Raw genomic sequence first — 25,303 nt, forward strand, 5'->3', positions numbered from 1 at the left:
TACTGATACTGCCGTTTGAGTTTTTGATTTATATTAACTTTTGTTCATGTGGTGTGACACAAAATCAAAGTTGTGTGACAGGTAACGCAAGCTATAAACCATCAGCGTCGCGAGGAGACGGCACCGTAACCGACCGTCTCTTTCGGCGCAGACTCGGCTGCGTCTTGCACCGCGCTTAAATCACGGTCGCGCACTTCCGGCATCAGGATCGCCGAGATCAGTCCAATCACGGAATAGGCCACCATCATGGCGACAATCGGCCACCAGGAGCCGGTCATATTGCAGAAAATCCCTGCCAGTACCGGACCAAAGCCCACCGCTACGAGACCGCCCGCCTCTTTGGAGATCGCCATACGGGTAAAGCGATTTCGCGAGCCAAACATCTCCGCCATGGTGATATTTTCCAGCGCAAACAGCCCCAGCACGGCGAAGTTATGGATCACGATGATGCAGAGCATGATCGTCCCCGGCGCATAGCTCTTATCGACGATGATCGACAGCATCGGATAGGCCAGAATAATGGCGGAGATATTGAGGATAATGTACGGCAGACGGCGCCCCACTTTATCGGAAAGCCAGCCCAGCAGCGGAATGGAGATAAACCCGAGAATGGAGCTGATCATCAGCGCATCGGTCGGGATGGCCTTATCGAACAGCAGCGTCTGGACCAGATAGCCCGCGAGGAAGGTCTGGATCAAACCTGAGTTGCCTGCCTGGCCGAAACGCAGGCCGGTCGCCAGCCAGAAGGATTTGCTTTTCACCATGGAACCTAGTGAGGTGTCCGGCTGCGCAGCTTGCACATCGTTCACTTTCTCAAAGACCGGGCTCTCCTTGAGGTTCATACGCAGCCAGATGGCGAAGATCATCACCACGACGCTGGCGAGGAAAGGCACGCGCCAGCCCCAGGCGAGCAGCTGTTCACGATCGAGGGCAAAGAACATGATGGCCCAGATCGCCGTTGCGCTCAGCGTCCCGCAGTTAGTCCCCATCGCCACCAGCGAGGAGATGATGCCGCGTTTACCTTTCGGCGCGTACTCCGCCAGCATGGTCCCGGCCCCGGAGATCTCGGCCCCGGCACCGAGGCCCTGAATAATGCGCAGCGTCACCAGCAGCACGGGGGCAAAAATCCCGATCTGCGCGTAGGTCGGCAGGACGCCAATCAGCGTGGTGCAGATCCCCATCATGGTGATGGTAATGAACAGCACCTTCTTACGACCAATGCTGTCGCCCATTCTGCCGAAGATAAAGGCGCCGACGATGCGCGCAATATAGCCTGCGCCGTAGGTGCCCATCGCGAGGATCAGCGCCATCGCGGCGGACTGTTCCGGGAAGAAGATCTCATGGAAGACCAGAGCGGCGCCCAGCGAGTAAAGCTGGAAATCCATAAATTCCAGGGCGGTGCCCAGCCAGCCGGAAACGGCGGCTTTCACCAGATCGGATGTGGTTCTTTGAGGTTGTACTTGCGTCATAATGGCTATCTCTGAAAGGTAAGATGCGTACCACATAGCGCCTGTCTGCGCAGGCGCTTAACCGCGTAAATGATTATTGGCCGAACGTGAGCAAAACTTTGCAGCACTGCCGCTGGTCTTTCTCAAACAGTTCAATGGCGTCTTTAACGTGGTGATAGTCAAAGGTATGGGTGATCAGTTTTTCCGGGTCGATCAGCCCCCTCTTCAGCCAGTCGATAACGACAGGGAATTTGTTGGCGTTCAGGCGCGAGGAGAAGATCGCCAGCTCTTTGCCGGTGATGCCCTGCTGAACAATCTGGCTCGGCTCGCTGGAGAACCCCATCAGCACGATGCGCGCCGCCGGTGAGGCCAGGGTTATCGCTTCCTGCAAAATGGAGGGATGGCAGGCGGCATCAATGATTAACGTCGGTTTGATGCCTTTTTCCTCCAGCGCGGCCTGCAGCGACTGCTCGCCGTTATTAAAGACCCAATCCGCGCCGCTGCGCCGGGCCATCGCCAGACGCTCGTCTATGCGATCAACCACGATAACCTGCTTCACCTGATAGACGCCTTTCAGGGCCTGAACCGTAACCAGCCCCATCGGCCCGGCGCCATATATCAGCGCGACGTCCTGTTCAGTCGGTTTCGCCTGCCCCGTTACGTTGGCGGCGATGGTGAAGGGCTCAACCATGACGGCGTGCTTATCAGGAATGTCATCCGGAATGGGCCAGGCGTTTTGTGCGGGCACGACCGCATATTCGCTAAAGCCGCCGTCACGGTGAACGCCCAGCACCACCAGCGAGGTGCAGACGTTCGGTTTTCCCACGGAGCACGGGTAGCAGTGGCCGCAGCTGATTACCGGATCGACCGAAACGCGCTGGCCCAGGCGCGCGCTGTCAACGCCCTCGCCCACGGCGTCAATCACGCCAAAAAACTCATGGCCGATGACGCGCGGATACTTCGCAAACGGGTTATGGCCGCGGTAGATGTGGCTATCCGACCCGCAGATCCCGGCCAGCTTGATACTGACGCGGACGTCACCTGCGCCAGGTACCGGGAGTTGACGTTCTTCAATTACCAGTTCGTTCGGCTGTTGAATCACTACGCTTTTCATCGTTTGCTCCTCGCTTACCAGTTCCACAGCGTGCCGTCTTCAAGACGGGCCACCGGCAGATAGGCCGGATCGTACGGGTATTTCGCCGCCAGCTTCTCATCAAATTCGATGCCCAGCCCCGGCTTGTCGCCCGGATGCATATAGCCGTTATCAAAGCGCCAGCTGTGCGGGAAGACCTCCAGCATCTGTTCGGAGTAGCCCATATATTCCTGCACGCCGAAGTTCGGCACCCACAGGTCGAAATGCAGCGCCGCGGCATGGCACACGGGCGACAGATCCGACGGACCGTGCGAGCCGGTACGCACCTGATAGAGCGACGCGAAGTCCGCGATGCGGCGCATCCCGGTGATGCCGCCCGCGTGGGTAATGGTGGTGCGGATATAGTCGATCAGCTGCTCTTCGATGAGCTGCTTGCAGTCCCAGATGCTGTTAAACACTTCGCCTACCGCAATGGGCGTGACGGTGTGCTGGCGGATCAGGCGGAAGCAGGCCTGGTTTTCCGCAGGGGTGGGATCCTCCATCCAGAACATGCGGAACGCTTCAATGCTCTTGCCGAAGCGCGCCGCTTCGATGGGCGTCAGGCGGTGGTGCATGTCGTGCAGAAGATGCTCATTGAAGCCGAATTTATTACGCACCGCGTCGAACAGCTTCGGCGTGAAGTCGAGGTATTTTTCGGTGGACCAGAGCTGCTCTTCCGGCCAGTCGCCTTTGGTCGCAGGCTCGTAGGCCAGCCCCTTCCCTTTGGCCATGCCGTAGGTGGTTTTCATGCCCGGCACGCCGCACTGCACGCGGATCGCCTTAAAGCCCATCTCTTTGTGACGGGCGTAATCTTCCAGCACGTCGTCAATGGTGTGGCCGGTGGTGTGACAGTAGACCATCACCCCTTCCCGGGAGGCGCCACCCAGCAGCTGGTAGAGCGGCATGTTGGCCGCTTTGGCTTTGATATCCCACAGCGCCATATCCACGGCGGAGATGGCCGACATGGTAACCGGACCGCGACGCCAGTAAGCACCTTTGTAGAAGAACTGCCAGATGTCTTCGATGCGGTGCGCATCGCGGCCAATGAGCTGGGGGCAAAGGTGATCCTTCAGGTATGAGGCCACGGAGAGCTCGCGTCCGTTTAGCGTAGCGTCACCGAGGCCGACAATCCCCTCATCGGTGGTGATTTTAAGGGTGACAAAGTTCCGCCCCGGGCAGGTAACAAACACGTCAGCCGCGACAATCTTCATAATTCCTTTCCTTACATCGTTCGTTGTGATGCCGGAAATTTACGCAACTACACTACTACCATACAAGTATAATGATCGTAAAATAAGCTAACGATCACAAAACCGGGGGCTCATGCGCGGCCCCATCCCGCCACAATAATCAGCATACCGCACAGGGCAATCAGCGCCCCGGCCCAGTCGTATGCGCTGAGCTTGACGCCGTCCACCACGCGCAGCCACAGCAGCGCCGTGCAGACATAGACGCCGCCGTAAGCCGCGTAAACGCGCCCGCTGGCCGCCGGATGCAGCGTTAACAGCCAGACAAACAGGGCCAGCGCAACGCTTGCCGGAATGAGCAGCAATACGGATCCACCCTTTTTGAGCCAGAGCCAGGGCAGGAAGCAACCGATGATTTCACACAGCGCAGTCGCAAAAAAAAGCAGCGTCGTTTTAAGCATATTTCACGTCAGGTGAGGATTTATTTAACCATCATACCTGATGATGCCCTTTACTTTTCCATACTCGCTCCGCGGGTATGCCGTCATTTTGCTTTAGTGTAGAATCTGTACGGGGTAACTTGATTATCTGCACCCATTTAAAAGGAAACGCTATGACCACATTAAGCAAACGCCTTTGTCTGACAGCCCTGCTGGCGCTGTCATCGTTCGCCTTTGCCGCCTCTGCGACAGCGGAAACCAGCAAGCTCATTATTGAGTCTGGTGACAGCGCGCAAAGCCGCCAGAACGCCGCCATGGACAAAGAACAATGGAATGACACCCGTAGCCTTCGCCAGAAGGTCAACAAACGTGCCGAAAAAGAGTGGGACAAAGAAGATGTCGCTTTTGACGCGCGCGATAAGTGTCAGCAAAGTGCAAACGTCAATGCCTACTGGGAGCCTAACACCCTGCGATGCCTGGATCGCCGCACTGGCCGCACGGTAGCCCCATAATGTCGGCGCCCTGCGACGTTAAACTCCGTCCGCTGGAGCGTGAAGACCTGCGCTTTGTTCACCAGCTCGACAACAATGCCAGCGTGATGCGCTACTGGTTCGAAGAGCCTTATGAGGCCTTTGTCGAGCTGTCCGATCTCTACGATAAGCACATTCACGATCAGAGTGAACGTCGTTTTGTGGTGGAGTGTGAAGGTGAAAAAGCCGGGCTGGTGGAGCTGGTTGAGATCAACCACGTTCACCGTCGGGCGGAGTTCCAGATCATCATCTCCCCTGAGCATCAGGGAAAAGGCCTTGCGTCACGCGCGGCCAGGCTGGCAATGGATTACGGATTCAATGTTCTGAATCTCTACAAGCTTTACCTGATTGTGGACAAAGAGAACGAAAAAGCGATCCATATCTATCGCAAGCTGGGCTTTATGGTGGAAGGCGAGCTGATTCACGAGTTCTTTATCAACGGTGAATACCGCAACACCATCCGCATGTGCATTTTCCAGCATCAGCACCTGGCCGGACATAAACCGTCAGGCGCCAGCCTGCTGAAACCTACCGCGCAGTAAGATTGATGACAAACAGTGTCATAAACCGTTGAGCTGTCTTTCTTGCCGGGTGGCGCTGTGCTTACCCGGCCTACAGGGTGCTTCATTGTAGGCCCGTGCAAGCGTAGCGCCGCCGGGCGAAACGCACAAAATGCACTTTACGCTCAGTAATATTCAATCGTGTTCTTGATGGTGTACTTGTGCTCAACGGCGGGTTTGACGCTATCGTCCGTGATGGTCAGATCGCAGCTCACCGGGTTATTGTGGCGATCGTAGTCGCAGCTCTGCGTCACGTTGCCCAGCGGCTTGTCATTCAACATGCTGACTGCCGAGTAATCCATTCTTTTGCGCAGGTCTTTCGACGGCGTCGACTGGACGGACAGATGCTGATCCCCTGATACGGTGGTTTTGCCCAGCGGGTAACCATCCGCGTCGTAGCGATACTTCACTTCCATCTCTTTGCCGTGCGCCGCCACCACAAATCCGTTGTCGTCAGTATCCCACGTTACCCCGGCTGACGGCAGTTCGGCCAGCTGGCATTTGCCCTGCAGCTTCACTTTGCGCTGCTGGGTTTCCGCATCAAGATAGTAATTAGCATCCAGCACCAGCGCCACGCTGGTGTTGGCCTCCAGGTCGTGTAGCTCCAGCGTATCGAAACACCCTTCCGTCGAGACGGTGCCGGTGACCCGTTTAGACACTTCGCCCTTCTCGTTGAACAGCGTCTGGGTAAAGTCTTTGACCGGGCCGCGCAGCGGATCAAAATCAAATTCGTTTGAAAAACTCGCCATCTCGGGCGTAAACGACAGCGGCGCGGAGCTGTTGTCGCACCCCACCAGTGTTGCTGCCAGGAACGTTATCGCTGCATATTTCTTCACATTCATTTCCGTACAGGGAGATTATTCCCAATCATATTAGCAAATACAGATGTTTACACGAAGCCTGCTAAAATTAATCTCTACACAGAGAAAAGGAGCTACAGATGAAACGGTTACCCTGGATTACCGCCCTGCTGTTAATGAGTGCCTCAACGGCCGCGCTGGCGGCACCGGATTCCTGCGAGCGCGTGAAAAGCGACATTCAGCAGAAGATCGTCAACAACGGCGTGCCTGAGTCAGGTTTTACGCTGAACATTGTGCCGAACGACCAGGCCGATCAGCCGGGCACGCAGGTTGTAGGCCACTGCGCTAACGACACCTTTAAAATTCTGTACACCCGCACAGGCAGCGGTGCGGCAGCTGAACCTCAGTAATTGAGCGTCAATTCCCTTTGATTTGATAAGGATTAAGATCTACTACCCCCAAATAAGTAACACTCACCCCATCATTAGCCCGGATATCATTTCGGGAGAAATAATACGCAATAATAATGATGGGGTGAGCCATGTCCGATGCTGAACATTACGACGGCGGAATTAGCCGTCGAACTCTCGTGAAATCTACGGCGATAGGTTCTCTGGCGCTTGCCGCTGGTGGGATCTCGCTTCCCTTTGGCCTTAAACGCGCTGCCGCTGCGGTAAAGCACGCCGTCCAGCCTCCTGAAGATACCGTGGTGTGGGGCGCCTGCTCGGTCAACTGCGGCAGCCGCTGTGCGCTGCGTCTGCACGTCCGCGACAACGAAGTGTACTGGGTCGAAACGGATAACACCGGCGAGGATGTGTATGGCGATCACCAGGTGCGCGCCTGCCTGCGCGGACGTTCTATTCGTCGCCGCATCAATCACCCTGACCGTCTGAACTACCCGATGAAGCGCGTGGGCAAACGCGGCGAAGGCAAGTTCGAGCGCATCACGTGGGATGAAGCGCTCGACACGATCGCCGCCAGCCTGAAAGACGTGGTGGCCAACTACGGCAACGAAGCGGTGTATATCAACTACTCTTCCGGGATTGTCGGCGGCAATATCACCCGCTCCTCCCCTTACGCTTCGCTGGTGGCGCGCCTGATGAACTGCTACGGCGGCTTCCTGAGCCACTACGGCACCTACAGCACGGCGCAAATTGCCTGCGCGATGCCCTACACCTACGGCAGCAACGACGGCAACAGCACCTCGGACATCGAAAACACCAAACTGGTAGTGATGTTCGGCAATAACCCGGCGGAAACGCGCATGAGCGGCGGCGGGATTACGTACTATCTGGAACAGGCTCGCGAGCGGTCCAACGCGCGCATGATTGTTATCGACCCGCGCTACACCGACACGGCGGCCGGACGCGAAGATGAATGGATCCCGATCCGTCCGGGAACCGATGCCGCGCTGGTGGCGGGTATTGCCTGGGTATTAATCGACGAAAACCTGGTCGACCAGCCGTTCCTCGACAAATACTGCGTTGGCTACGACGAAAAAACGCTGCCGGAAGGCGCGCCCGCTAACGGTCACTACAAAGCGTATATTCTCGGCCAGGGCGATGACCACACGGCGAAAACGCCGGAGTGGGCCTCCCGCATCACCGGTATTCCCGCCGATCGCATCGTTAAGCTTGCTCGGGAAATCGGCTCCGCTAAACCGGCTTATATCTGCCAGGGCTGGGGACCTCAGCGTCAGGCGAACGGCGAGCTGACCTCCCGCGCTATCGCGATGCTGCCGATCCTCACCGGAAACGTCGGGATCAACGGCGGGAACAGCGGCGCGCGTGAGTCCACCTACACCATCACCATCGAACGTATGCCGCTGCCGGATAACCCGGTCAAAACGCAAATTTCCTGCTTCAGCTGGACGGACGCCATCGCCCGTGGGCCGGAGATGACCGCCCTGCGCGACGGCGTGCGCGGCAAGGATAAGCTGGACGTGCCGATTAAGTTCATCTGGAACTACGCGGGCAATACCCTCATCAACCAGCACTCCGATATCAATAAAACCCACGATATCCTGCAGGATGAAAGCAAGTGCGAAATGATTGTGGTCATTGATAACTTCATGACGTCGTCAGCGAAGTATGCCGATATCGTGTTGCCGGACCTGATGACCGTGGAGCAGGAAGACATCATTCCAAACGATTATGCGGGCAACATGGGCTACCTGATATTCCTTCAGCCCGTGACCGCGCCGAAGTTTGAACGCAAGCCCATCTACTGGATCATGAGTGAAGTGGCCAAACGCCTCGGGCCGGATATCCACCAGAAATTCACCGAAGGACGGACGCAGGAACAGTGGCTGCAGTATCTGTATGCCAAAATGCTCGAAAAAGATCCCAAACTGCCGTCCTATGACGAGCTGAAAAAAAGGGGCATTTACAAGCGCAAAGATCCGAACGGCCATTTTGTGGCCTATAAAAAATTCCGTGAAAACCCGGAAGCCAATCCGCTGAAAACCCCATCGGGTAAGATTGAAATTTACTCCAGCAAGCTGGCGGAGATTGCGGCCACCTGGGAGCTGGAAAAAGATGAGACCATCAGCCCGCTGCCCGTCTACGCGTCAACCTTCGACGGCTGGGACGCGCCCGAGCGCGCGCGGTTCCCGCTGCAGCTGTTTGGCTTCCACTTTAAGGCCCGTACCCACTCGAGCTACGGTAACGTGGACGTGCTGAAAGCCGCCTGCCGCCAGGAGGTCTGGCTTAATCCTGTCGATGCCGAAAAACGCGGCATTAAGAACGGCGATACGGTGCGGGTCTTTAACGACCGCGGCGAGGTACGAATTGAAGCGAAAGTGACGCCGCGCATCATGCCCGGCGTCAGCGCCATGGGCCAGGGGGCCTGGCACGACGCCAATATGAGTGGCGATCGTGTCGACCACGGCTCATGCATCAACACCCTGACCACGCACCGCCCGTCACCGCTGGCCAAAGGCAACCCGCAGCACACCAATCTGGTACAGATCGAGAAGGTGTAACGGGTGAATGGCGTGACCGTGGTTTATTCTATAGTTTGTATTATCGGTTAACTCAGTCGCGCGGACACCCTCCGCGCGAGCAAGGAAGATGTAATGAAAGATGTCTCACATCGTGAATCGTTCGCGTTCAGCGCCCGGGTGCTGGGTGCGCTGTTTTATTTCGCACCAGACAGCGAGCAGGCCGCGCCGCTGGTGCAGGCCCTCACCGCAGGCGAATGGGTTCAGGACTGGCCCCTGCCGCCAGGAACGCTGCAGCCAGTCGCTGACACCTTTGCCGCGTCTGCCGATGAGCCGCTGAGGGACGCCTGGCAACGACTGTTTATTGGCCCTTACGCCCTGCCCGCGCCACCGTGGGGCTCCGTCTGGCTGGACCGCGAATCCGTGCTGTTCGGCGACTCGACCCTCGCGCTGCGCCAGTGGATGCGGGAGAACGCTATCGCATTTGAAATGCAGCAGAATGAACCGGAAGATCACTTCGGGACTTTGCTGCTGCTGGCGGCATGGCTGGCCGAGAACGGCCGCGATGAGGAGTGTGCTCAACTTCTGGCGTGGCACCTGCTGCCGTGGAGCACCCGCTTCCTGTCCGTGTTTGTCGACAACGCCGGGCATCCGTTTTATACCGCGCTGGGTAAGCTTGCGCAGCTGACGCTCGCGGACTGGCGATCCGGGCTCCTTATTCCGGTTGCGGAAAAGACGCTGTATCGCTAAGGGGTGTGGCTTGCTCGCGGGTAGCGGGCAAGCAGCACTCAGAAGATAGCGTTTAAAAATTCATATCGAAACATGAGTCATGTTAAGATTGATGATATATAATGGCCTTTCCTAAAAAAATGATGCTATCTGTTGATACATACAAAATAAAAAAATGACTGGAAAACACCCTTCCGTAAATAATTTTAAAAGGCTACTTATAACAGCCATAACATTTACCATTTTAGGTGCATGGATCTGGTATATGTCATGGACAACAAGCATCTCCAATTATACCATTTTGCAAGAATCGGTTCCTGAATTGACCACGTATATTTCTGTTGGAGTAGCGATTGGCGCGCTTTTGGTTATACGCGCTTTTTTTGTGCACGCTTTTAACCAAACTTTAAAATACTTTGCCAATACTTTCTTATGCGGTTTTTGCCTTGGGTTTGTATTGAGCTTAAATGGTTATGATATTTATGTCTATCTCTTCCCGGACAAAATAATTGGCTATGAATCTGAATATGAAGTTGTCTTTCCGGGGCCTTCGAGAGGTAAGCATGGCCATTGTGAAGCGGGTCTCTGGTTAAAAGATCAGAACACCAACAGATGGATTCAGCTTTGTACAAACAAAGAATATCTGCACAGCCACCGTAAGCAGGGAATGACTGGGGTGTGGGTAACGGCCCGTGTGAATAATATTGGAAGTTACATTGTGAGTTATGAGTTTATTTATTTGTAGGCACTACCCTATCTATTTTTGTTCCGGTGAAAATGAATGGCGCTCAAGGCCCGCTCCTTGCTTATAGCCGTCAGCCTGATACGTCGCACCAGAGATTGCGCATTCACAGCGGAGAAACCGGCTACGGGCAGGGTCATCTCAAAATCGAATCAGGGTAAATTTCATTCATACCCCCACATTTAGTGGTGGATACGTGACGACTGTTCCTCTATTCTGCTTTTTCAGCGAGCAAGCCGGAGTCATTTTTAGTGGATAATCCCATACTTCAGAAAACCATCATTATCTTTATTCTCATCCTGTGGGTAATAGACGGAGTCAGGAAAAAGAAAAAAAAGCGTTATGACTCCGCTATAGCAGAGGCTAATGCCAGAGAACGCTATGAATGGCGCTATCTCAGATGGGGCTGGCAGGCAATACGAGTGGCGGCGGCAGTGTATATCTTTGTTCAGCTGATTCAGGTTTTACTGAGATAGATGGCAGAAGAAAGTAAGGCAGGCAAGGAACATCTCACTGTCCAGGCCAACAGGAGTTGCGCCTCGGTGGTAGAAATTGTGAGTGTTCCCTGCCTGCCAGTAGCATGCGTTACGAGCCTTTCGCCACTATTTGGTTATGTATCACCGACTGATTCCCCCTCACTCGCACTCTCTTTGCTCTGAATGAACCGAAGTGCCAGGTAGAGGTCTGGCGCCAGAATTATGTCATCATCATTCATTGTTGGCCGACTGTCTTTAAACCAGCGTGTTAACTCCGTTTTCCTGCCCGCAAGAATTAATTTAATCTGTCGACCCTTCAGATCGCGCTTTAACTCATTAATGGTTGCCAGGACGCTGATGTCTGAATAGGTGAAGCAGGCAACGGCATCAATGACCACCCATTTAGGCTGTATGGCTGCCCCATCAACCAGGTTCAATACCCGACGTTTAAAATAAGCCACATTAAAATAGGTCAACGGTGAGTTAAATCGATACATCAGCACGCCCGGGACCATTTTTATATCGGTGGTATTCCCTAACGAGTGAATCATTCCCTCTTCGTCAGTGCCCAGCAGGTGCTCAGAGGGGCGAAACACCGTACGAAGGAATTGTAATAACCCAAGCAACACCGCAAGGCCAATCCCCTGGATAACGCCGATAATTAAAACACAGCCAAACGTGAAGAAGGCCAGGCGAAAGGCCTGTTTATTTCTGCGCCTCAGGTTCCATAGCCCACGTAAATCGATTAATGACCACGATGCATACATTAGAACAATCCCTAACGCAGATACCGGAATGAATTGTAATGGCTGAGTGAAAAATACTACGACGATACCGATGATTAAGGCGGCGACCACGGAAACCAGCTGACTTTTCCCACCAACTGAATCATTCACCGCGGTCCGGGAATCGGCTCCACTGATAGCAAACCCCTGAGATAACCCCGACATAATGTTCGCAATACCCAGAGCCCGGAATTCTGCATCCGCATTAATTTCGTACCCATTTTTTGCGGCGAAACTGCGGGCGGTCAGCATCAGACTGACAAAACTGACCAACGCCAGGTTCAGCGCCGGGATCACCAAATCACGCATCGGCCCCGGCTGGAACGCCCCCCAGTGAACGACCGGTAAACCAGGCTGGAAGCCTTCTCCCCCAATCGTGGCAATGCCGTACTGTTGCGCAGAGGTCACCCATACCAATGCCGTTGTTATCACAATGGCGATTAAAGGTGCTGGCCACTGGCTGCGATACGTTTTGATCACCATTAAAATAATTAACGTAAAAAGGGATATTCCTACGGTTAATAAATGGCTATCTGAAAGTCGACCTGGCAAGGCGATTATTTTTTCAATAACCTGCGCTTCATCAAGCTTAATCCCCAACACCTTGCCTAATTGCCCGACGATAATCGTCACGGCTACGCCATTAAGTAAACCGGTAAGAATGGGATGAGAAAGCAGATCGGCGAGCGCGCCCAGCCGAAATTTACTGGCAAGCAAACACCACCCGCCCATCATCAATGTCATGATGATCGTCAGCTGCCAGTGCAGTTCGGGGTTTCCTGCAGAAAGCGGAAATACGACGGCCGCAATCACCGCGCAGGTTGTGGCATCAGGGCCCACAATAAGCTGGCGTGAAGAGCCAAACAGTGCGTAAGCTATCATCGGTAAAACGCAGGAATAGAGTCCTACAATTGCCCCCACCCCCGCCAGCTCAGCGTATGCAATCGCAACAGGGAGCGCTACGGCCGCAACGGATAACCCGGCTTTAACATCATGCTTTAGCCAGCTTTTATCGTAGGCTAACAAATTTTGTAGCCCTGGCATGTAGTTCAACAATAGCTTTCCGAACACGTTATTCTCCGGACATGAATATTACCCACGAAATGTTGCCACACTTTTAAGTGAGGTTCTGGCTTTCAAATGCTCCGGAGGGAGGCCCCGCCGCTCAGGTCCTGTAAATACTTAATCATTTTATTATTCTGACTGGTGTTAAACATAGTTCAAAAACGAACGGTTAGTCGGAGATGGAACCGGTAGCATGGTCGCCGACGTTGTAACCCGTTATTGGTAGTTGAAAAGAGGCCAGGAAGTGCGGAAGAATATTTAAACATTACTGAAGCTAAAATGGATTGCGGGGGAAGAGATGGGAATGTCTCAAGCAGTAAAGAAAATCGCTGTGGTGGCTATAGTGGTGAACCTGGCCGCCGGATGCGCGCCGCTACACCCTTCCGGCTGCCATAAGACCACGGCAACGGGTAATTGCGGTTCAGGACGCTGGGACGATCGGGATGAATGGGGCGCGCAGGCGCGGGCAATCAGGGCGGCAATAAACGCCGAAATTGAAGAGCCGCAAACTGGAAAGGGAAACAATGCAGGTTGCATATTGAACTTGCTCAGGATGGCACACCTTTAAGCATCTCAACCAGTAACGGCAATAGCGCCTATTGCGAAGCGATAAAATCAGCCGCTCATAAAGCCAAATTCCCGGCCTTCAGCAATCCGGAAGTTTATAGAGATTTTCAAAAATCAGGCTTCGACATGCGCGGTTAGCTTCAAGATTATGTCTTGAATGGCGCGCTTTGCTAAACTCCGCCATGCTGCTTCAGGCCATGTTCTCTTTGTCATGAGCGGATTTTTGGGTAGTTTCAGTAGGACGGTATTTCAGCATAATGCGACTGTCTGTAAGACATGGTTGTTTTTAATACAGCCACACACTACTGAATCTAGCTCCGGCAGGCGCTACCGACCCACAAAAGAAAGGATGCACGAGATCGAGCTATGCGTACTCATCAACAGAATAAGTCCCGTAAGCTGTATCGCAGCGTCAACACCACTACACGACATCAATCTAATAATCCTGGTGCTGAGTATCGCTGGGAACGCAACTGTAAAAAAGACGGAAATGAGCTACTGGCAAAGCGCGGGACAATGCATGGCAGACAGAAGCGTGGCCGAGATTATACACCCTTGTTTTATTTCCTGATCAAACACATTGGCAAACCATGGGATGAAATATTCAGTGAAGTAGGTGGGCGTCTTGATACTACCGAGCCTGTATTCTGGTTAGTCGCACGACATGAGCATCAGCGAAGAGATTTAGTCTGCATTGGTGAAAGTAGTTTTTATCTAGGTCTGTTTGTTGATGAGAATGGAATTCTTCAACAGGTAAATCCTTCAATTTCGGGAAAGGACGTGAAAGTAACTTGCCGCTGCTGCACACACACCTATCTTGGTGAACCTGTCCCCTGGATAGAGTAACTGACAACATTTCCTGGGCTGACATGAGTGCCGCTGACACCAGCTATGAGAGCGATTGCAAACTTCCGCTCCTCGATCCAAACTGACCTACTATTTCTGCAATGTCAGTTTTGTGCCAAGGGCGGAAAGTTAGCCTCGAGTCGAAAAATAACGATTAATATTGCAGCTTGTTGTCCGAGTCTTGTATTTTTATCAAATTCTAAATGAATAAGGCATCTACTAAACTCAACGCGCTGGCACTAGCGGTAAGGGCAATTCGTATTCTGGCCTCCTTCTACTGAACATTAGGAATCTGAGCTATGTGTATGGGATGGTGCAATCTGAGGTGAGCTGAAAAAGCCAATCCAGCCTCGTTGTCCAGATTTAAAAAAAGCATGAGAAGCCCAAGATCAAGACTGAAAGCTAACTGTAGTCGCCAACCTACATGGAGAAAATTTTATGGCAGTAGAAAATCGAGAAAGACTTAACGAAATCATTCGTGAACTAAAAGCCGGTATGCCCTCAAACCCAATATCAGTGCGAGAATTCATAAGCTGGTTTGGCGCAGAGCGTCGAGGCTACATGGTTGCGTACAAAATTCGCAAAGCATTAGAAAACTTAGGAGTTAAAACCGAACCTGATTTTGATAGTGTGCCGCTGGATGCAAAAATTACTATCTATGCACCTCCTAGGAGTGACGCAACGACCCATGAAGCGGGTGAATGCTTAGACGAAGCAACCGAATCAGGTAACGGCGAATTAGCTATACCTGAAACAGTATTTCAGCCGCAAGATGAACTAATTTCCGGTGCAGTTTCCGAGCCAGCCTTCCGTGTTAGTCGACTCGAAGCATCAGATGTTAAGCTAGTGACCGTGAAACCTGACGCCACATTAACAGAAGCCATCACATTGATGTTACGGCATGACTACTCTCAACTACCCGTTATGACCAGCGAGCGAGATGTTAAAGGTGTCATTAGTTGGGAAAGCATTGCTCCAAAACTAGCGTTGACCAAATCCGAATCTGCGGTTGTGCGTGATTATATGAAGCCACACAGGGAAATAAACGCCAGCGACTCTATTTTTTCTGCACTACCTAGAATTATTGAGTATGCTTACGTATTAGTACGATCTGCTGATCAAAGAATTAGTGGGATTATAACTACTACCGATCTTAGCTCTCAGTTCAGACAGTTGTCAGAACCTTTTCTTTTACTATCTGAAATCGAAAATCATATTCGTAAGCTGATAGATGGTAAATTTACGAAAGATGAGCTTGTTAGCATAGTTAATCCATCTGACAGCGAGCGGGTTATAGAGTCGGTTGCAGATTTAACCTTTGGGGAATATATACGACTTTTTGAAAATCCAGAATTGTGGAAAAAAACCGAACTTCAAATAGATAAAAAAATCTTTACTAAAGAGCTCGACAAGGTCAGAATAATTCGTAACGACGTGATGCACTTTGATCCAGATGGTATCTCAGAGGAAAATCACGAGCTTCTTCATAACTTTGTAAGGTTTATTCATACCATACAAAGCTTATCAAGAAAATAAGAGTTACTTGCTCCCTGTTGATTAACACGCAGCAATGTTAGTAATGCGACTATTTGGGTGCGAGATGAACTGTTAACTTTCGCTCCTCGCTCACAGCGGACCTTAAGCTCAGTCAGATCGTCCGCATCGAGCCAGAGGCGGACTGTACCAGCCGTGTACTGAATTGAGATGACTCGCAGGGGACGCCCTATTACACGGCTGATTTAGTCACCACTAAACATCCTAAAAAGTAACTATTGTTCCTTTGAATACTCATCTGTTTGCGGAGAATAATGCTGACAAACACATGCCAGCTTATTCCCATCAGGATTGCGCAGATAGGCAAGGGCCATACGCGGGTCGTGTACCCGGCGCGCCTTCATTCTTCCCTCCCGCAAGGAGGCCTGCCGCATGGAACTGTCTGACAAGGTCCGCGTTGTCTGCACCGAAAGCGAACATTGTCCCGTTCCCGTGACGCAAGATCTCAACTTTCCGTATGTATGCTAAAATTTGTACAGCTGCAGGCCAAATATTAGTTCTTATAAATTCAGTACGTTAGCCAAAGTGAGCGAGTATGGATAATATTCGACATAAGCAGACAGCCCGTAAGAGATGCCCCGCATGGCTGTGGTGAGGAAGTTTTTATCTGGTTACATGGAATTGCTCTGCAGATGAAATAAATCTGTATTCTATAAACACGGGCTCATACGTTTATCATCTGACAAATAATCACGGACAATACACGGAGAACTTTGAAAACAAGTTTATATCCGTGGAGAGGAAATTTTCGGATACATCGAAATATAGTGTTGTGCTAGGCACGATGAAAAACAGCTTTAATGACAGATGTCTGGCTGCCGGCGTAAGAAGAGACTGGGCTGGGTGGAATAACGGTTGGGTTTTTAAGGGAATCTATGGATATGTAGGCGAATTTTTCTTTGATACATTCGATGATTGTGGCGACCATGGTTCATACCATGATTTTAAAAAAGTAACCGGGATAGGATTTTCCCCCTACATATATCACGGATTCCAGTATAATTTTACGTCTTATTTTGGCATGGATGTGGGTATTATCATCCCCTCCGTGTTTGTCATCACAGCACAATGGAGCTTTAGATAAATCCGTCAACCACGTGTGCTGTAATTGTCAGCAAGAGGTTCCGCCCCGCCATCTAAACCGGAGCGGCTTATATACGGCTCAAGACCACCAGCCGCCGCAACCCACAATTAAAAACTGTACGTCACCTTCAAACTCCCCGTGGGCGACGTTTTGCGTTGCACAATGGGACTATCACCCGCATCCCCCGTCAGCTGCGCCACGCCCGCTGAGGCAAGCACGCTCCAGCGAGAGGTGAGCTTGTGGGTCCAGTCAAGGTTCATCGACCAGGCATAAATCCCGGCCCCGGCGTCATGTCGGGCAAAGCCCGATGCGGCCGACTGGGCGGCGTTGACCCCGTAATACGTCTGCATATACTTGTCGGATCCCCAACTGCCGGTCAGCGCCAGCGTCACCGCATTTGTTGGTGAGGTATAGAGCGGGCTGCTCAAGCCGAAATGCACTGCCTCTCCGTTGTCTCTCTCAGACACCGGAACCTCAGCCTGCAGCTGCAGATTCAGCCAGTCGGTCACCTTGTACCCCAGCCCGGGCACCACGATAGCCGAGCCTTTAATCTCACCCATCCCCCGCAGCTCGTCGCTGCCGGAGCTGATGGAATCGCTGCTCACGTCTTTATCTTTACGGCCCGTTCGATAGCTCAGCGCTGCGCTGTAATCCAGGTTGCCAACGTTGTTACCGTAACCGATCCCACGCGTGGTGCCGATGAAGAAGCCATTTGCCATGGAATAATCCACTACCTGAGCCGCTGAGATGCGGGTTTTATCTGAACCCGAGTAGCGCGGCCCCACATCCACGCCGCCCCCCAGGGTTAAGACGTTACCCTGGCGCTGTTCTTCCGCCAGTACAGGCGTAGCCAGTAACGCCAGAACGACGCCCGGCACGAGGGTTTTCAGGCAGCGGCCCGAAAGTAAATGAGGGAACGTATGACGCAGTTCGATATTTCTCATTAAGGAAGTCCTTATGGATGCAAATGATGACGATGCAGGCGGTTAAACGCCGGAACGCCCATTTTGAAGCGTGACCCTAAGGTTCTTATGAGCCGAAAATGAAGAAAGACTGAAGCGCGCGCGGGCGCTGTCATCCGGACAGATTTCCTGCTACCGTTTTTTTCTTAAGAAATTCTTCATTCACGGTTGATACCGTTACCAATGTGAAAATTCTACTTATCGAAGACGACCTGGATCTCGGCAATGGCGTACGTATCGCCCTCTCAGATCAAGGGTTTGACGTCATATGGGTTCGCCGTAAAGAGGATGCGCTGCATCAGCTTGACGTCTGCGTGCCGGAACTTATTTTGCTCGACCTGGGGCTGCCCGACGGCGATGGCATGAGCCTGATGACGCGTTTGCGCCAGCAGCTCAAGGGGATCCCCGTCATCATCCTGACGGCGCGAGGGACATTGCAGGATCGCCTGTACGGGCTGGATGCCGGCGCGGACGACTATCTCGTCAAACCCTTTATTCTCGCCGAGCTGCTGGCGCGAGTGCGAGCCCTTGCACGGCGCAGCTACGGTTTTGAAAATGAGGCGATAGAAATTCGCGGGCTATCCCTTCATGTCCCAACGCGCCGCGTGACGGTGAGTGCGCGCCATATCGATTTAACGGCCAGTGAATACGCGCTGCTGGAAACGTTGATGCTGCGCGCGGACCGCGTGCTGACCCGGCGGTTTCTGGAGGAAAGGATATTCGGCAACAAAGAGAACCTCAGCAACGCGCTCGACGTGCATATGGGAAATTTGCGGCGGAAAATCGGCGACGGCTATGTGCGAACGGTCCGGGGCGTCGGGTACGTCATTGATACCGTCTCCATTCAAAAGGTGAGCGGTTAATGCAAAACGTCTGGTATCACCTGAGGCGCCCGACGCTGGTGCGCCGAATTATCATCGCCCAGATGCTTCTGCTGACCCTGCTGTGGTGTCTTTTTCTAACCTTCATTCTGTGGGAGGACCTGCGCAGCCCTCCCATCCTCACGGGCAGTAAAACATACGAAACCATTTTTACCCTGGTTGAGCGTATGGACGGACGTCCGCAGGATCGTACCGCCGTGCTGGAAGCCTTTAGCCAGGCCCTGCGGGAAGGTTACGGCGGAGGGGAAGATCCCGTGCTATCGATTAACCTCATCGTTCGCAAGAATAATGCCGTTATTTTTGCCTCCGACGGTGCGCCCGCGGGGATAACAAACACCCGGTTCGGCGAACTGGAGCACGTCCAGAGTGAAGATCGTACCTGGACCAGCCGCACCCTTAAATCCCCTCACTCTGACGTGGAGGTCACCCTCTTCACGCCAGCCAGCGGCTGGAACTTCTTTATCTATCTGAACTCTCGCGGGTACTACATCCTGCCGCTGCTGGTCTGCTTCCCGTTTCTGCTGTTTCCCGCGTGGCTCTCAATCCGCATTGCGATGCGTCCATGGAATAATGTGGTCAATGAAATTACGTTACGCACGCCGGACGATCTCTCCCCTTTAAGAGCCGTACCGAAGCACCGGGAGCTTCGCCAGATGGTGGACGCGATCAACGACTTCCTTGCCAGGGTGCGTGAAAGCGCGGAAAGGGAGCGGATTTTCATCGCGGATGCCGCGCACGAGCTGCGTACCCCCCTCGCGGCGATGCGCATCAACGTGGAGGCGCTGCAGTCCTGGGTCATCAGCGAGAGCCAGAAGGAGCTGCTTGCGGGCGTGATTCGCAGCAACAGCCGCGCCGCGCGCCTCGTCAATCAGCTGCTGCTGATGATGCACAGCGAAGCGCGCATTGATACGGCGATGGAATCCGTGCCGCTGACAACGCTTATTCAAGAACGAATGGCCGAGCTGGAACCGCTAGCGTCTGCGCGCAAAATTGAGCTGGAATTCTTTGCCGAGGATGACGTCTGGATCCACGGCGTCAGGGAACGCCTGGTGTCGCTGATTGATAATCTCATTGAGAATGCCGTGAAGTACAGCCCCGAGGGCGGGCGGATTCAGGTCGACGTGAGCGCCTGCGATCGCGTCGTTCAGCTGCGCGTCTCCGATGCGGGCCCGGGTATTCCGCCTGAACTGCGGGAGCGCGTGTTCGACCGCTTTTTCCGCGATCCCAATCAGGTGCAGAGCGGCAGCGGGCTGGGGCTTGCCATCGTCAAAGCGGTGGCGCAGCAGCACAACAGCAGCGTAAATCTGGGTTCATCTGCAGAAGGTGGCCTCCTGGTCACGGTTGACTTCCCGAACCGCACGTTTAGCTAAAGCAGAACAGGGGGTTTGATCGCAAATGCCGCAGATTGCTTCAAAATAATTACCGTATTTGTTATATTGTTGTTTATTGCTTATTCACCTCTGCGGTGCCAAAAAGAACAAGATTCACCGCAACCCAGGACAGAGAAATGTTAGATTACCGCTTCCCGACAGCTTTGCAGATGGTTCTCAGCGTAGCGATGGCGGAGCAATTGGGTGAACGTTCGACAAGCGCGATTCTGGCCTACGGTCTGGAAGCAAACCCGAGCTTCATCCGCAAATTGATGGTTCCGCTGACGCGAGACGGCATTATCGTCTCAACGCTTGGCCGTAACGGCTCCATTCATCTTGGTCGCCCGCCGGAAGAGATCACCCTGCGCGACATCTACCTTTCGGTCATCGAAGATAAAAAACTGTGGGCGTCGCGCCCTGACGTACCGGCCCGCTGCGTGGTCAGCGCTAACGCCTGCTGGTACTTTAAATCGATTTCCGAAGAGGCCGAGCAGGCGTCGTTAGCGGTGCTGGAGCGCCATACCGTGGCTAGCGCCCTGGAAGCGGTGAAAAACGCCGACAGCAGCGGATGGGATTCGCTCCCCGACCTCATTGCCCAGTATCAAAAAACGTCATAACGTTTACCTGATGCGAAAAAAAACCGCCTTCACTGTGAAGGCGGTTTTTTATTATCAGCAACGTCCCTACGCGGGCAGCACGTCCCTTTCCTCTTTTTTGCCGCGCGTGACGAACTTACGCAGCGTCACGTAGAACACCGGCGTCAGGAACAGACCAAACAGCGTCACCCCCAGCATACCGGAGAACACCGTGATCCCGGTGACGCCGCGTACTTCTGCGCCCGCGCCGTGGCCGAGGATCAGCGGAATGGTCCCGGCAATAAAGGCGATGGAGGTCATCACAATCGGGCGTAAACGCAGGCGGCACGCCTCCAGCGCGGCCTCCATGATGCCTTTACCCTGAATTTCCAGCTCGCGGGCAAACTCCACGATAAGAATGGCGTTTTTACAGGCCAGCCCCATCAGCACCACCAGCCCCACCTGCACGAAGACGTTGTTATCGCCCCCGGTCAGCCAGACGCCAAACAGCGCGGAGAGCATGGTCATCGGCACGATGAGGATCACCGCCAGCGGCAGCGTCCAGCTTTCATACAGCGCCGCCAGGACCAGGAACGCCAGCAGCACCGCGACCGGGAAGACGATCAGCGCCGTGTTGCCCTGGGTGGCCTGCTGGAAGCTCAGATCCGTCCATTCAATGTTCATCCCGTTCGGCAGGATCTGCTTAGACATCGCGTCCAGCTGCGTCATCGCCTGTGCAGATGAGAGCACGCGCGGGTCGGCATCGCCAATCAGGTCCGCCGCCGGGTAGCCGTTGTAACGGATCACCGGATCCGGCCCGTAGGTGGTCGTGATGTTCACCATACTGCCAATCGGCACCATTTCGCCCTGGCTGTTGCGGGTACGCAGATTCGCAATATCTTCCACGCTGTCGCGGAACTGCCCGTCGGCCTGCGCCATCACGCGCCAGGTACGCCCGAACTGGTTGAAATCATTGACGTACGACGAGCCCAGATAGGTTTGCAGCGTCCCGAAAAGATCGGTCAGCGACACGCCCTGCGCTTTCGCCTTGTCGCGGTCAACCTGGACGTCCAGCTGCGGCACGTTAGCCTGGTAGGTTGAGATCGGGAAATGCATCCCCGGCGTCTGCATGATTGCACCGGACATGGTGTTCACCGCGTTTTGCAGCGCGCCATAGCCCAGACCACCGCGATCCTGAATGTACAGGGAATAGCCCGACCCCTGACCCAGCCCTAAAATCGGCGGCGGCAGAATGGAGAAGCCAAAGCCCTGCTGGATTTGCGCGATTTTCGCGTTAATCTCCGCGTTAATTTCCGCCGCGGAATGTTTACGCTGGTCGAACGGCTTCAGGCCAAAGAAGACCGTCCCGGTATTCGGTGTATTGGTGAACTGCAGCGCGTTCAGCCCCGGAAACGCGACCGCATAATCCACGCCTTCGGTATTCATCCCGATTTCGCTCATTTTGCGGATCACCGCATCGGTGCGGGCCAGCGAGGAGCCTTCCGGCATTTTCACGCCGCCAATCAGGTACAGCTTGTCCTGCGTGGGAATAAACCCGCCGGGCACCGCTTTAAACATGACGCCTGCGGCACAGAGCAGCAGCAGGTAAACCACGAATACCGCACCGCGCCGTCCCAGCGTTTTGCCCACCAGCCCCTGATAGCCGTTTGAACTGCGGAGGAAAAAGCGGTTAAACGGACGGAAAATCCAGCCGAACAGACGGTCGATAAGCCGGGTCGGGAAATCTTTCGGCGCGCCGTGGGGCTTTAACAGCAGTGCCGCCAGCGCCGGAGAGAGCGTCAGCGAGTTAATCGCTGAAATCACCGTCGATATCGCGATCGTCACCGCAAACTGCTTGTAGAACTGGCCGGTAACGCCCGACAGAAACGCCATCGGCACAAACACCGCGCACAGCACCAGCGCAATCGCGATAATCGGCCCGGACACTTCACGCATCGCCTGGTGCGCGGCCGCAAGCGGCGCAAGCCCCTCTTCGATATTTCGCTCGACGTTTTCCACCACCACGATGGCGTCGTCCACCACGATACCGATGGCCAGCACCAGCCCGAACAGGCTGAGGGTATTCAGCGAGAAGCCCAGCAGGTAGAGAATGCTGAAGGTACCCACCACCGACACCGGCACCGCGATCAGCGGAATGATCGACGCGCGCCAGGTTTGCAGGAACAGAATCACCACCAGCACGACCAGCACCACCGCTTCCAGCAGCGTCTGCACCACCGCACGGATCGAATCACGCACAAAGACCGTCGGATCGTAAGGTGCCGCCCACTTCATGTCTGCCGGGAAGCGCGTGGACAGTTCGTCCATTTTCGCGCGCACCGCGTTAGACAGATCGATGGCGTTCGCCCCCGGCGACTGGAAGATACCAATCCCGACCGCGTCTTTATTGTTCAGCTGGGAACGCAGGGCATAGCTCCCGGAGCCCATTTCAATCCGCGCCACGTCGCGCAGGCGGACGACCGTACCATCCTGCGTTGTTTTCAGGACAATATTGCCAAACTCTTCTTCGGTATGCAGGCGGCCCTGGGCGTTAATGGAGATCAGGAAGTCGCTCTCTTTCGGCAGCGGCTCGGCACCAAGCTGACCGGCGGAGACCTGTACGTTTTGCTCCTGCATCGCCGTGACCACGTCCGAGGCGGTCAGCCCGCGCGCCGCCACTTTATTAGGGTCCAGCCAGACGCGCATCGCGTACTCGCCGGAGCCGAAAATCTGGATCTGGCCGACGCCGGGCAGGCGCGCCAGCTCGTCCTTCACCTTCAGCGTGGCGTAGTTGCGCATATACAGCGAATCGTACTTACCGTTTGGCGAAAACAGATGCACCACCAGCGTCAGCGTGGGCGACTGCTTCTGGGTGGTAATGCCCAGACGCCGCACGTCCTCCGGCAGACGCGCTTCGGCCTGCGCGACGCGGTTCTGCACCTGAACCTGCGCCTGATCCGGGTCAGTCCCCGGACGGAAGGTCACGGTGGTCACCAGCACGCCGTCCGAGCCCGCGACGGATTTCATGTACATCATGTTCTCAACGCCGTTGATCGCCTCTTCCAGCGGCGTCGCCACGGTCTCGGCAATCACTTTCGGGTTGGCGCCCGGGTACTCGGCGCGCACCTGCACGCTTGGCGGCACGACGTCAGGGTATTCGCTCACCGGCAGCAGCGGGATGGCGATTAACCCTGTGATAAAAATCAGAATCGACAGGACGGCAGCAAAGATCGGCCTGTCGATAAAAAAGCGGGAAAAGTCCATGGGTTGGATTCTCAGGTCAAGTGATCAGTTGAGGGCGGCGCTGGCGGTCATGGCTACGGTTTTGGCATTAACCGGCATACCCGGCATAAACACTTTCTGTAAACCCTCGACGATGACTTTGTCGCCAGGGTTCAGCCCCTGCCGCACGATGCGTAAACCGTCTGCCAGACGACCCGGCGTAATGTCGCGACGCTGCGCTTTCCCCTCTTTATCCACGATATAAACGTATTTACGATCCTGATCGGTCAGCACCGCCTTGTCGTCGATAAGCGTAGCTTTGAACTCCGCGCTGCCCGGCAGGCGTACGCGGGCAAACAGTCCCGGCGTGAACTGACGCTGTGAGTTATCCAGCAGCGCGCGCATGCGGATGGTCCCGGTGCTCGGCGTGAGCTGGTTATCCAGGAAATCCACTTTGCCCTGATGGGGATAGCCCTCCTCGCCCGTCAGGCCAATCTCAACCGGCAGCGCCGTGTGATTGCTGGACGCCCCCTGCCCGCTGCGGGCCAGGTTTTGATAGTGAAGGTAGGTTGACTCGTCCACGTCAAAGTAGACGTACACCGTCTTCTGCGAGACCAGCGTGGTGAGGACGCTGGCGGTATCGCCCGCAGTCACCAGGTTCCCGCTGGTGATCAGCGCCCGGCTGGCGCGACCATCGATAGGCGCGGTCACTTTGGTGAAGTCCAGGTTGAGCTGGGCTGCGTCAACCGCCGCCTGCGCGGCGCGAATATCGGCCTGCGCCTGAACGGCAGCCGAGCGACGCTGCTCCCACTCTTCCCGTGAGACCAGATGGGTATTGATCAGCTTATCGGTACGGTTAGCCTCACTTTGCGCGAGGCTGGCCTGCGTTTTGGCCCGCGCCAGGTTCGCCTGCGCCTGCTCCAGCGCGGCGCGATAGGTACGGTCATCAATGGTGAACAGCACCTCGCCCTTCTTCACTTCCTGGCCGTCGGTGTAATTCACCTTATCAATGTAGCCGGACACGCGCGGGCGCAGCTGAACGCTCTCCACCGCTTCAATCCGGCCGTTAAAGCTATCCCACTGGCTAATCGATTTCACCACCACGTCAGCGGCACTCACGGCAGGCGCAGGTGGCGCGGCATTTTGCGCGACGCTGTTATCGCACCCGACGAGCAGCACGGAGAGCAACATGGCCCCCAGCGCGCTCAGAGGAGAATTACCCCAGGTTTTTTGCAGGCTCATTATTTTTATTCCGATAATTGTCGCCACCGGGCAAGACGCAGCAGGAGGCACCGCGCCACTTCCTTTGTCCGGGGGCTGTCTTAAGGCCATTTGTGTCGTTCATCGCCACAAAACTGTAACAGTTGCGAATACACTATTCGCGGCGATTGTAGGAAGGCGCTTAAC

General features: G+C 54.5%; 22 protein-coding genes and 2 pseudogenes. 14 read left to right on the forward strand and 10 right to left on the reverse strand.

What is annotated here, in order from left to right; all coding sequences use genetic code 11:
- Nucleotides 1-101: 101 nt before the first annotated feature.
- The 4 genes from FHC52_RS15305 to FHC52_RS15320 all read right to left on the reverse strand — a co-directional run bounded on the left by FHC52_RS15305 (nucleotide 102) and on the right by FHC52_RS15320 (nucleotide 4,228).
- Nucleotides 102-1,469, reverse strand: coding sequence for an MFS transporter (locus FHC52_RS15305; RefSeq protein ID WP_220420135.1), 1,368 nt, complete (start codon nucleotides 1,467-1,469; stop codon nucleotides 102-104).
- Nucleotides 1,470-1,542: 73 nt separating this feature from the next.
- Nucleotides 1,543-2,562: a Zn-dependent oxidoreductase gene (locus FHC52_RS15310; RefSeq protein WP_025911408.1), complete on the reverse strand. Its 1,020-nt coding sequence runs from the start codon at nucleotides 2,560-2,562 to the stop codon at nucleotides 1,543-1,545.
- A 14-nt stretch (nucleotides 2,563-2,576) separates the two neighbouring features.
- Entirely contained in the window at nucleotides 2,577-3,791 is a 1,215-nt protein-coding gene (rspA, locus tag FHC52_RS15315; protein WP_039025374.1) for a starvation-sensing protein RspA, read from the reverse strand.
- Between the two features lie 110 nt (nucleotides 3,792-3,901).
- Nucleotides 3,902-4,228, reverse strand: a complete 327-nt coding sequence (locus tag FHC52_RS15320) for a YnfA family protein (protein ID WP_021241222.1) — start codon at nucleotides 4,226-4,228, stop codon at nucleotides 3,902-3,904.
- 152 nt (nucleotides 4,229-4,380) lie between these two features.
- Between FHC52_RS15320 and FHC52_RS15325 the strand changes: the two genes are divergently transcribed.
- Entirely contained in the window at nucleotides 4,381-4,719 is a 339-nt protein-coding gene (locus tag FHC52_RS15325; protein WP_008502414.1) for a DUF1283 family protein, read from the forward strand.
- On the forward strand, nucleotides 4,719-5,279 hold the full coding sequence (speG, locus tag FHC52_RS15330) for a spermidine N1-acetyltransferase (RefSeq protein ID WP_008502415.1): 561 nt from the start codon (nucleotides 4,719-4,721) through the stop codon (nucleotides 5,277-5,279). Before FHC52_RS15325 ends, speG begins: the two co-directional genes overlap by 1 nt.
- A 143-nt stretch (nucleotides 5,280-5,422) precedes the next feature.
- Here the strand turns inward: speG and FHC52_RS15335 are convergent, their stop codons facing one another.
- Nucleotides 5,423-6,139 (reverse strand): YnfC family lipoprotein, encoded by a 717-nt coding sequence (locus FHC52_RS15335; RefSeq protein ID WP_181239427.1) that lies wholly within the window; start codon nucleotides 6,137-6,139, stop codon nucleotides 5,423-5,425.
- Nucleotides 6,140-6,237: 98 nt separating this feature from the next.
- Between FHC52_RS15335 and FHC52_RS15340 the strand changes: the two genes are divergently transcribed.
- The 5 genes from FHC52_RS15340 (at nucleotide 6,238) to FHC52_RS15360 (ending at nucleotide 10,985) form a co-directional block, all read left to right on the forward strand.
- Nucleotides 6,238-6,507 (forward strand): DUF1161 domain-containing protein, encoded by a 270-nt coding sequence (locus tag FHC52_RS15340; protein WP_021241220.1) that lies wholly within the window; start codon nucleotides 6,238-6,240, stop codon nucleotides 6,505-6,507.
- A 131-nt stretch (nucleotides 6,508-6,638) separates the two neighbouring features.
- Nucleotides 6,639-9,080: a selenate/tellurate reductase subunit YnfE gene (gene ynfE / locus FHC52_RS15345; protein WP_220420136.1), complete on the forward strand. Its 2,442-nt coding sequence runs from the start codon at nucleotides 6,639-6,641 to the stop codon at nucleotides 9,078-9,080.
- Nucleotides 9,081-9,173: 93 nt separating this feature from the next.
- The gene (dmsD, locus tag FHC52_RS15350; protein WP_008502419.1) at nucleotides 9,174-9,788 is read left to right on the forward strand and encodes a Tat proofreading chaperone DmsD; all 615 of its coding nucleotides are present in this window, start codon (nucleotides 9,174-9,176) and stop codon (nucleotides 9,786-9,788) included.
- A gap of 154 nt (nucleotides 9,789-9,942) precedes the next feature.
- Nucleotides 9,943-10,512 carry a hypothetical protein gene (locus tag FHC52_RS15355; protein WP_032651686.1) on the forward strand — a complete coding sequence of 190 codons (570 nt, stop codon included), beginning with the start codon at nucleotides 9,943-9,945 and terminating at the stop codon, nucleotides 10,510-10,512.
- Nucleotides 10,513-10,760: 248 nt separating this feature from the next.
- Complete coding sequence (locus FHC52_RS15360; protein ID WP_032651684.1) at nucleotides 10,761-10,985, forward strand: hypothetical protein; 225 nt, start codon at nucleotides 10,761-10,763, stop codon at nucleotides 10,983-10,985.
- 134 nt (nucleotides 10,986-11,119) lie between these two features.
- On the opposite strand, the gene FHC52_RS15365 is transcribed toward FHC52_RS15360, so the two are convergent.
- Nucleotides 11,120-12,841, reverse strand: coding sequence for a SulP family inorganic anion transporter (locus FHC52_RS15365; protein ID WP_220420137.1), 1,722 nt, complete (start codon nucleotides 12,839-12,841; stop codon nucleotides 11,120-11,122).
- 292 nt (nucleotides 12,842-13,133) lie between these two features.
- Here FHC52_RS15365 and FHC52_RS15370 point away from each other — a divergent pair.
- From FHC52_RS15370 to FHC52_RS15380, 3 genes and pseudogenes are all read left to right on the forward strand, one after another.
- Nucleotides 13,134-13,540 (forward strand): annotated as a pseudogene (locus tag FHC52_RS15370) (cell envelope integrity TolA C-terminal domain-containing protein).
- A gap of 228 nt (nucleotides 13,541-13,768) precedes the next feature.
- Nucleotides 13,769-14,248: a hypothetical protein gene (locus tag FHC52_RS15375; protein WP_220420138.1), complete on the forward strand. Its 480-nt coding sequence runs from the start codon at nucleotides 13,769-13,771 to the stop codon at nucleotides 14,246-14,248.
- A gap of 438 nt (nucleotides 14,249-14,686) precedes the next feature.
- Nucleotides 14,687-15,784 carry a CBS domain-containing protein gene (locus FHC52_RS15380; RefSeq protein ID WP_032651683.1) on the forward strand — a complete coding sequence of 366 codons (1,098 nt, stop codon included), beginning with the start codon at nucleotides 14,687-14,689 and terminating at the stop codon, nucleotides 15,782-15,784.
- A 233-nt stretch (nucleotides 15,785-16,017) separates the two neighbouring features.
- Here FHC52_RS15380 and FHC52_RS22935 read toward each other — a convergent pair.
- Nucleotides 16,018-16,234: pseudogene (locus FHC52_RS22935) on the reverse strand (VOC family protein); the annotation flags it as partial.
- A gap of 175 nt (nucleotides 16,235-16,409) precedes the next feature.
- Here FHC52_RS22935 and FHC52_RS15385 point away from each other — a divergent pair.
- The gene (locus FHC52_RS15385) at nucleotides 16,410-16,886 is read left to right on the forward strand and encodes a hypothetical protein (protein WP_032651682.1); all 477 of its coding nucleotides are present in this window, start codon (nucleotides 16,410-16,412) and stop codon (nucleotides 16,884-16,886) included.
- Between the two features lie 107 nt (nucleotides 16,887-16,993).
- Here FHC52_RS15385 and FHC52_RS15390 read toward each other — a convergent pair whose 3' ends face one another.
- Nucleotides 16,994-17,830 (reverse strand): MipA/OmpV family protein, encoded by an 837-nt coding sequence (locus FHC52_RS15390; RefSeq protein WP_126288133.1) that lies wholly within the window; start codon nucleotides 17,828-17,830, stop codon nucleotides 16,994-16,996.
- A gap of 203 nt (nucleotides 17,831-18,033) precedes the next feature.
- Between FHC52_RS15390 and FHC52_RS15395 the strand changes: the two genes are divergently transcribed.
- The 3 genes from FHC52_RS15395 (at nucleotide 18,034) to FHC52_RS15405 (ending at nucleotide 20,716) form a co-directional block, all read left to right on the forward strand.
- Complete coding sequence (locus tag FHC52_RS15395) at nucleotides 18,034-18,711, forward strand: response regulator transcription factor (RefSeq protein WP_008502423.1); 678 nt, start codon at nucleotides 18,034-18,036, stop codon at nucleotides 18,709-18,711.
- A complete protein-coding gene (locus FHC52_RS15400) occupies nucleotides 18,711-20,099 on the forward strand; it encodes a HAMP domain-containing sensor histidine kinase (protein WP_126288131.1) in 1,389 nt (462 codons plus the stop codon). The genes FHC52_RS15395 and FHC52_RS15400 overlap by 1 nt, the downstream gene beginning before the upstream one ends.
- 137 nt (nucleotides 20,100-20,236) lie before the next feature.
- On the forward strand, nucleotides 20,237-20,716 hold the full coding sequence (locus FHC52_RS15405; protein WP_023344025.1) for an Rrf2 family transcriptional regulator: 480 nt from the start codon (nucleotides 20,237-20,239) through the stop codon (nucleotides 20,714-20,716).
- 66 nt (nucleotides 20,717-20,782) lie between these two features.
- Here the strand turns inward: FHC52_RS15405 and oqxB are convergent, their stop codons facing one another.
- Nucleotides 20,783-23,938 (reverse strand): multidrug efflux RND transporter permease subunit OqxB, encoded by a 3,156-nt coding sequence (gene oqxB, locus FHC52_RS15410; protein ID WP_021241210.1) that lies wholly within the window; start codon nucleotides 23,936-23,938, stop codon nucleotides 20,783-20,785.
- 24 nt (nucleotides 23,939-23,962) lie between these two features.
- On the reverse strand, nucleotides 23,963-25,138 hold the full coding sequence (locus FHC52_RS15415) for an efflux RND transporter periplasmic adaptor subunit (RefSeq protein WP_032651679.1): 1,176 nt from the start codon (nucleotides 25,136-25,138) through the stop codon (nucleotides 23,963-23,965).
- Nucleotides 25,139-25,303: the final 165 nt, after the last annotated feature.

Origin of the sequence: Enterobacter sp. EC_64 (assembly GCF_019584165.1) — a bacterium.
GTDB classification, from domain to species: Bacteria; Pseudomonadota; Gammaproteobacteria; order Enterobacterales; family Enterobacteriaceae; genus Enterobacter; species Enterobacter roggenkampii.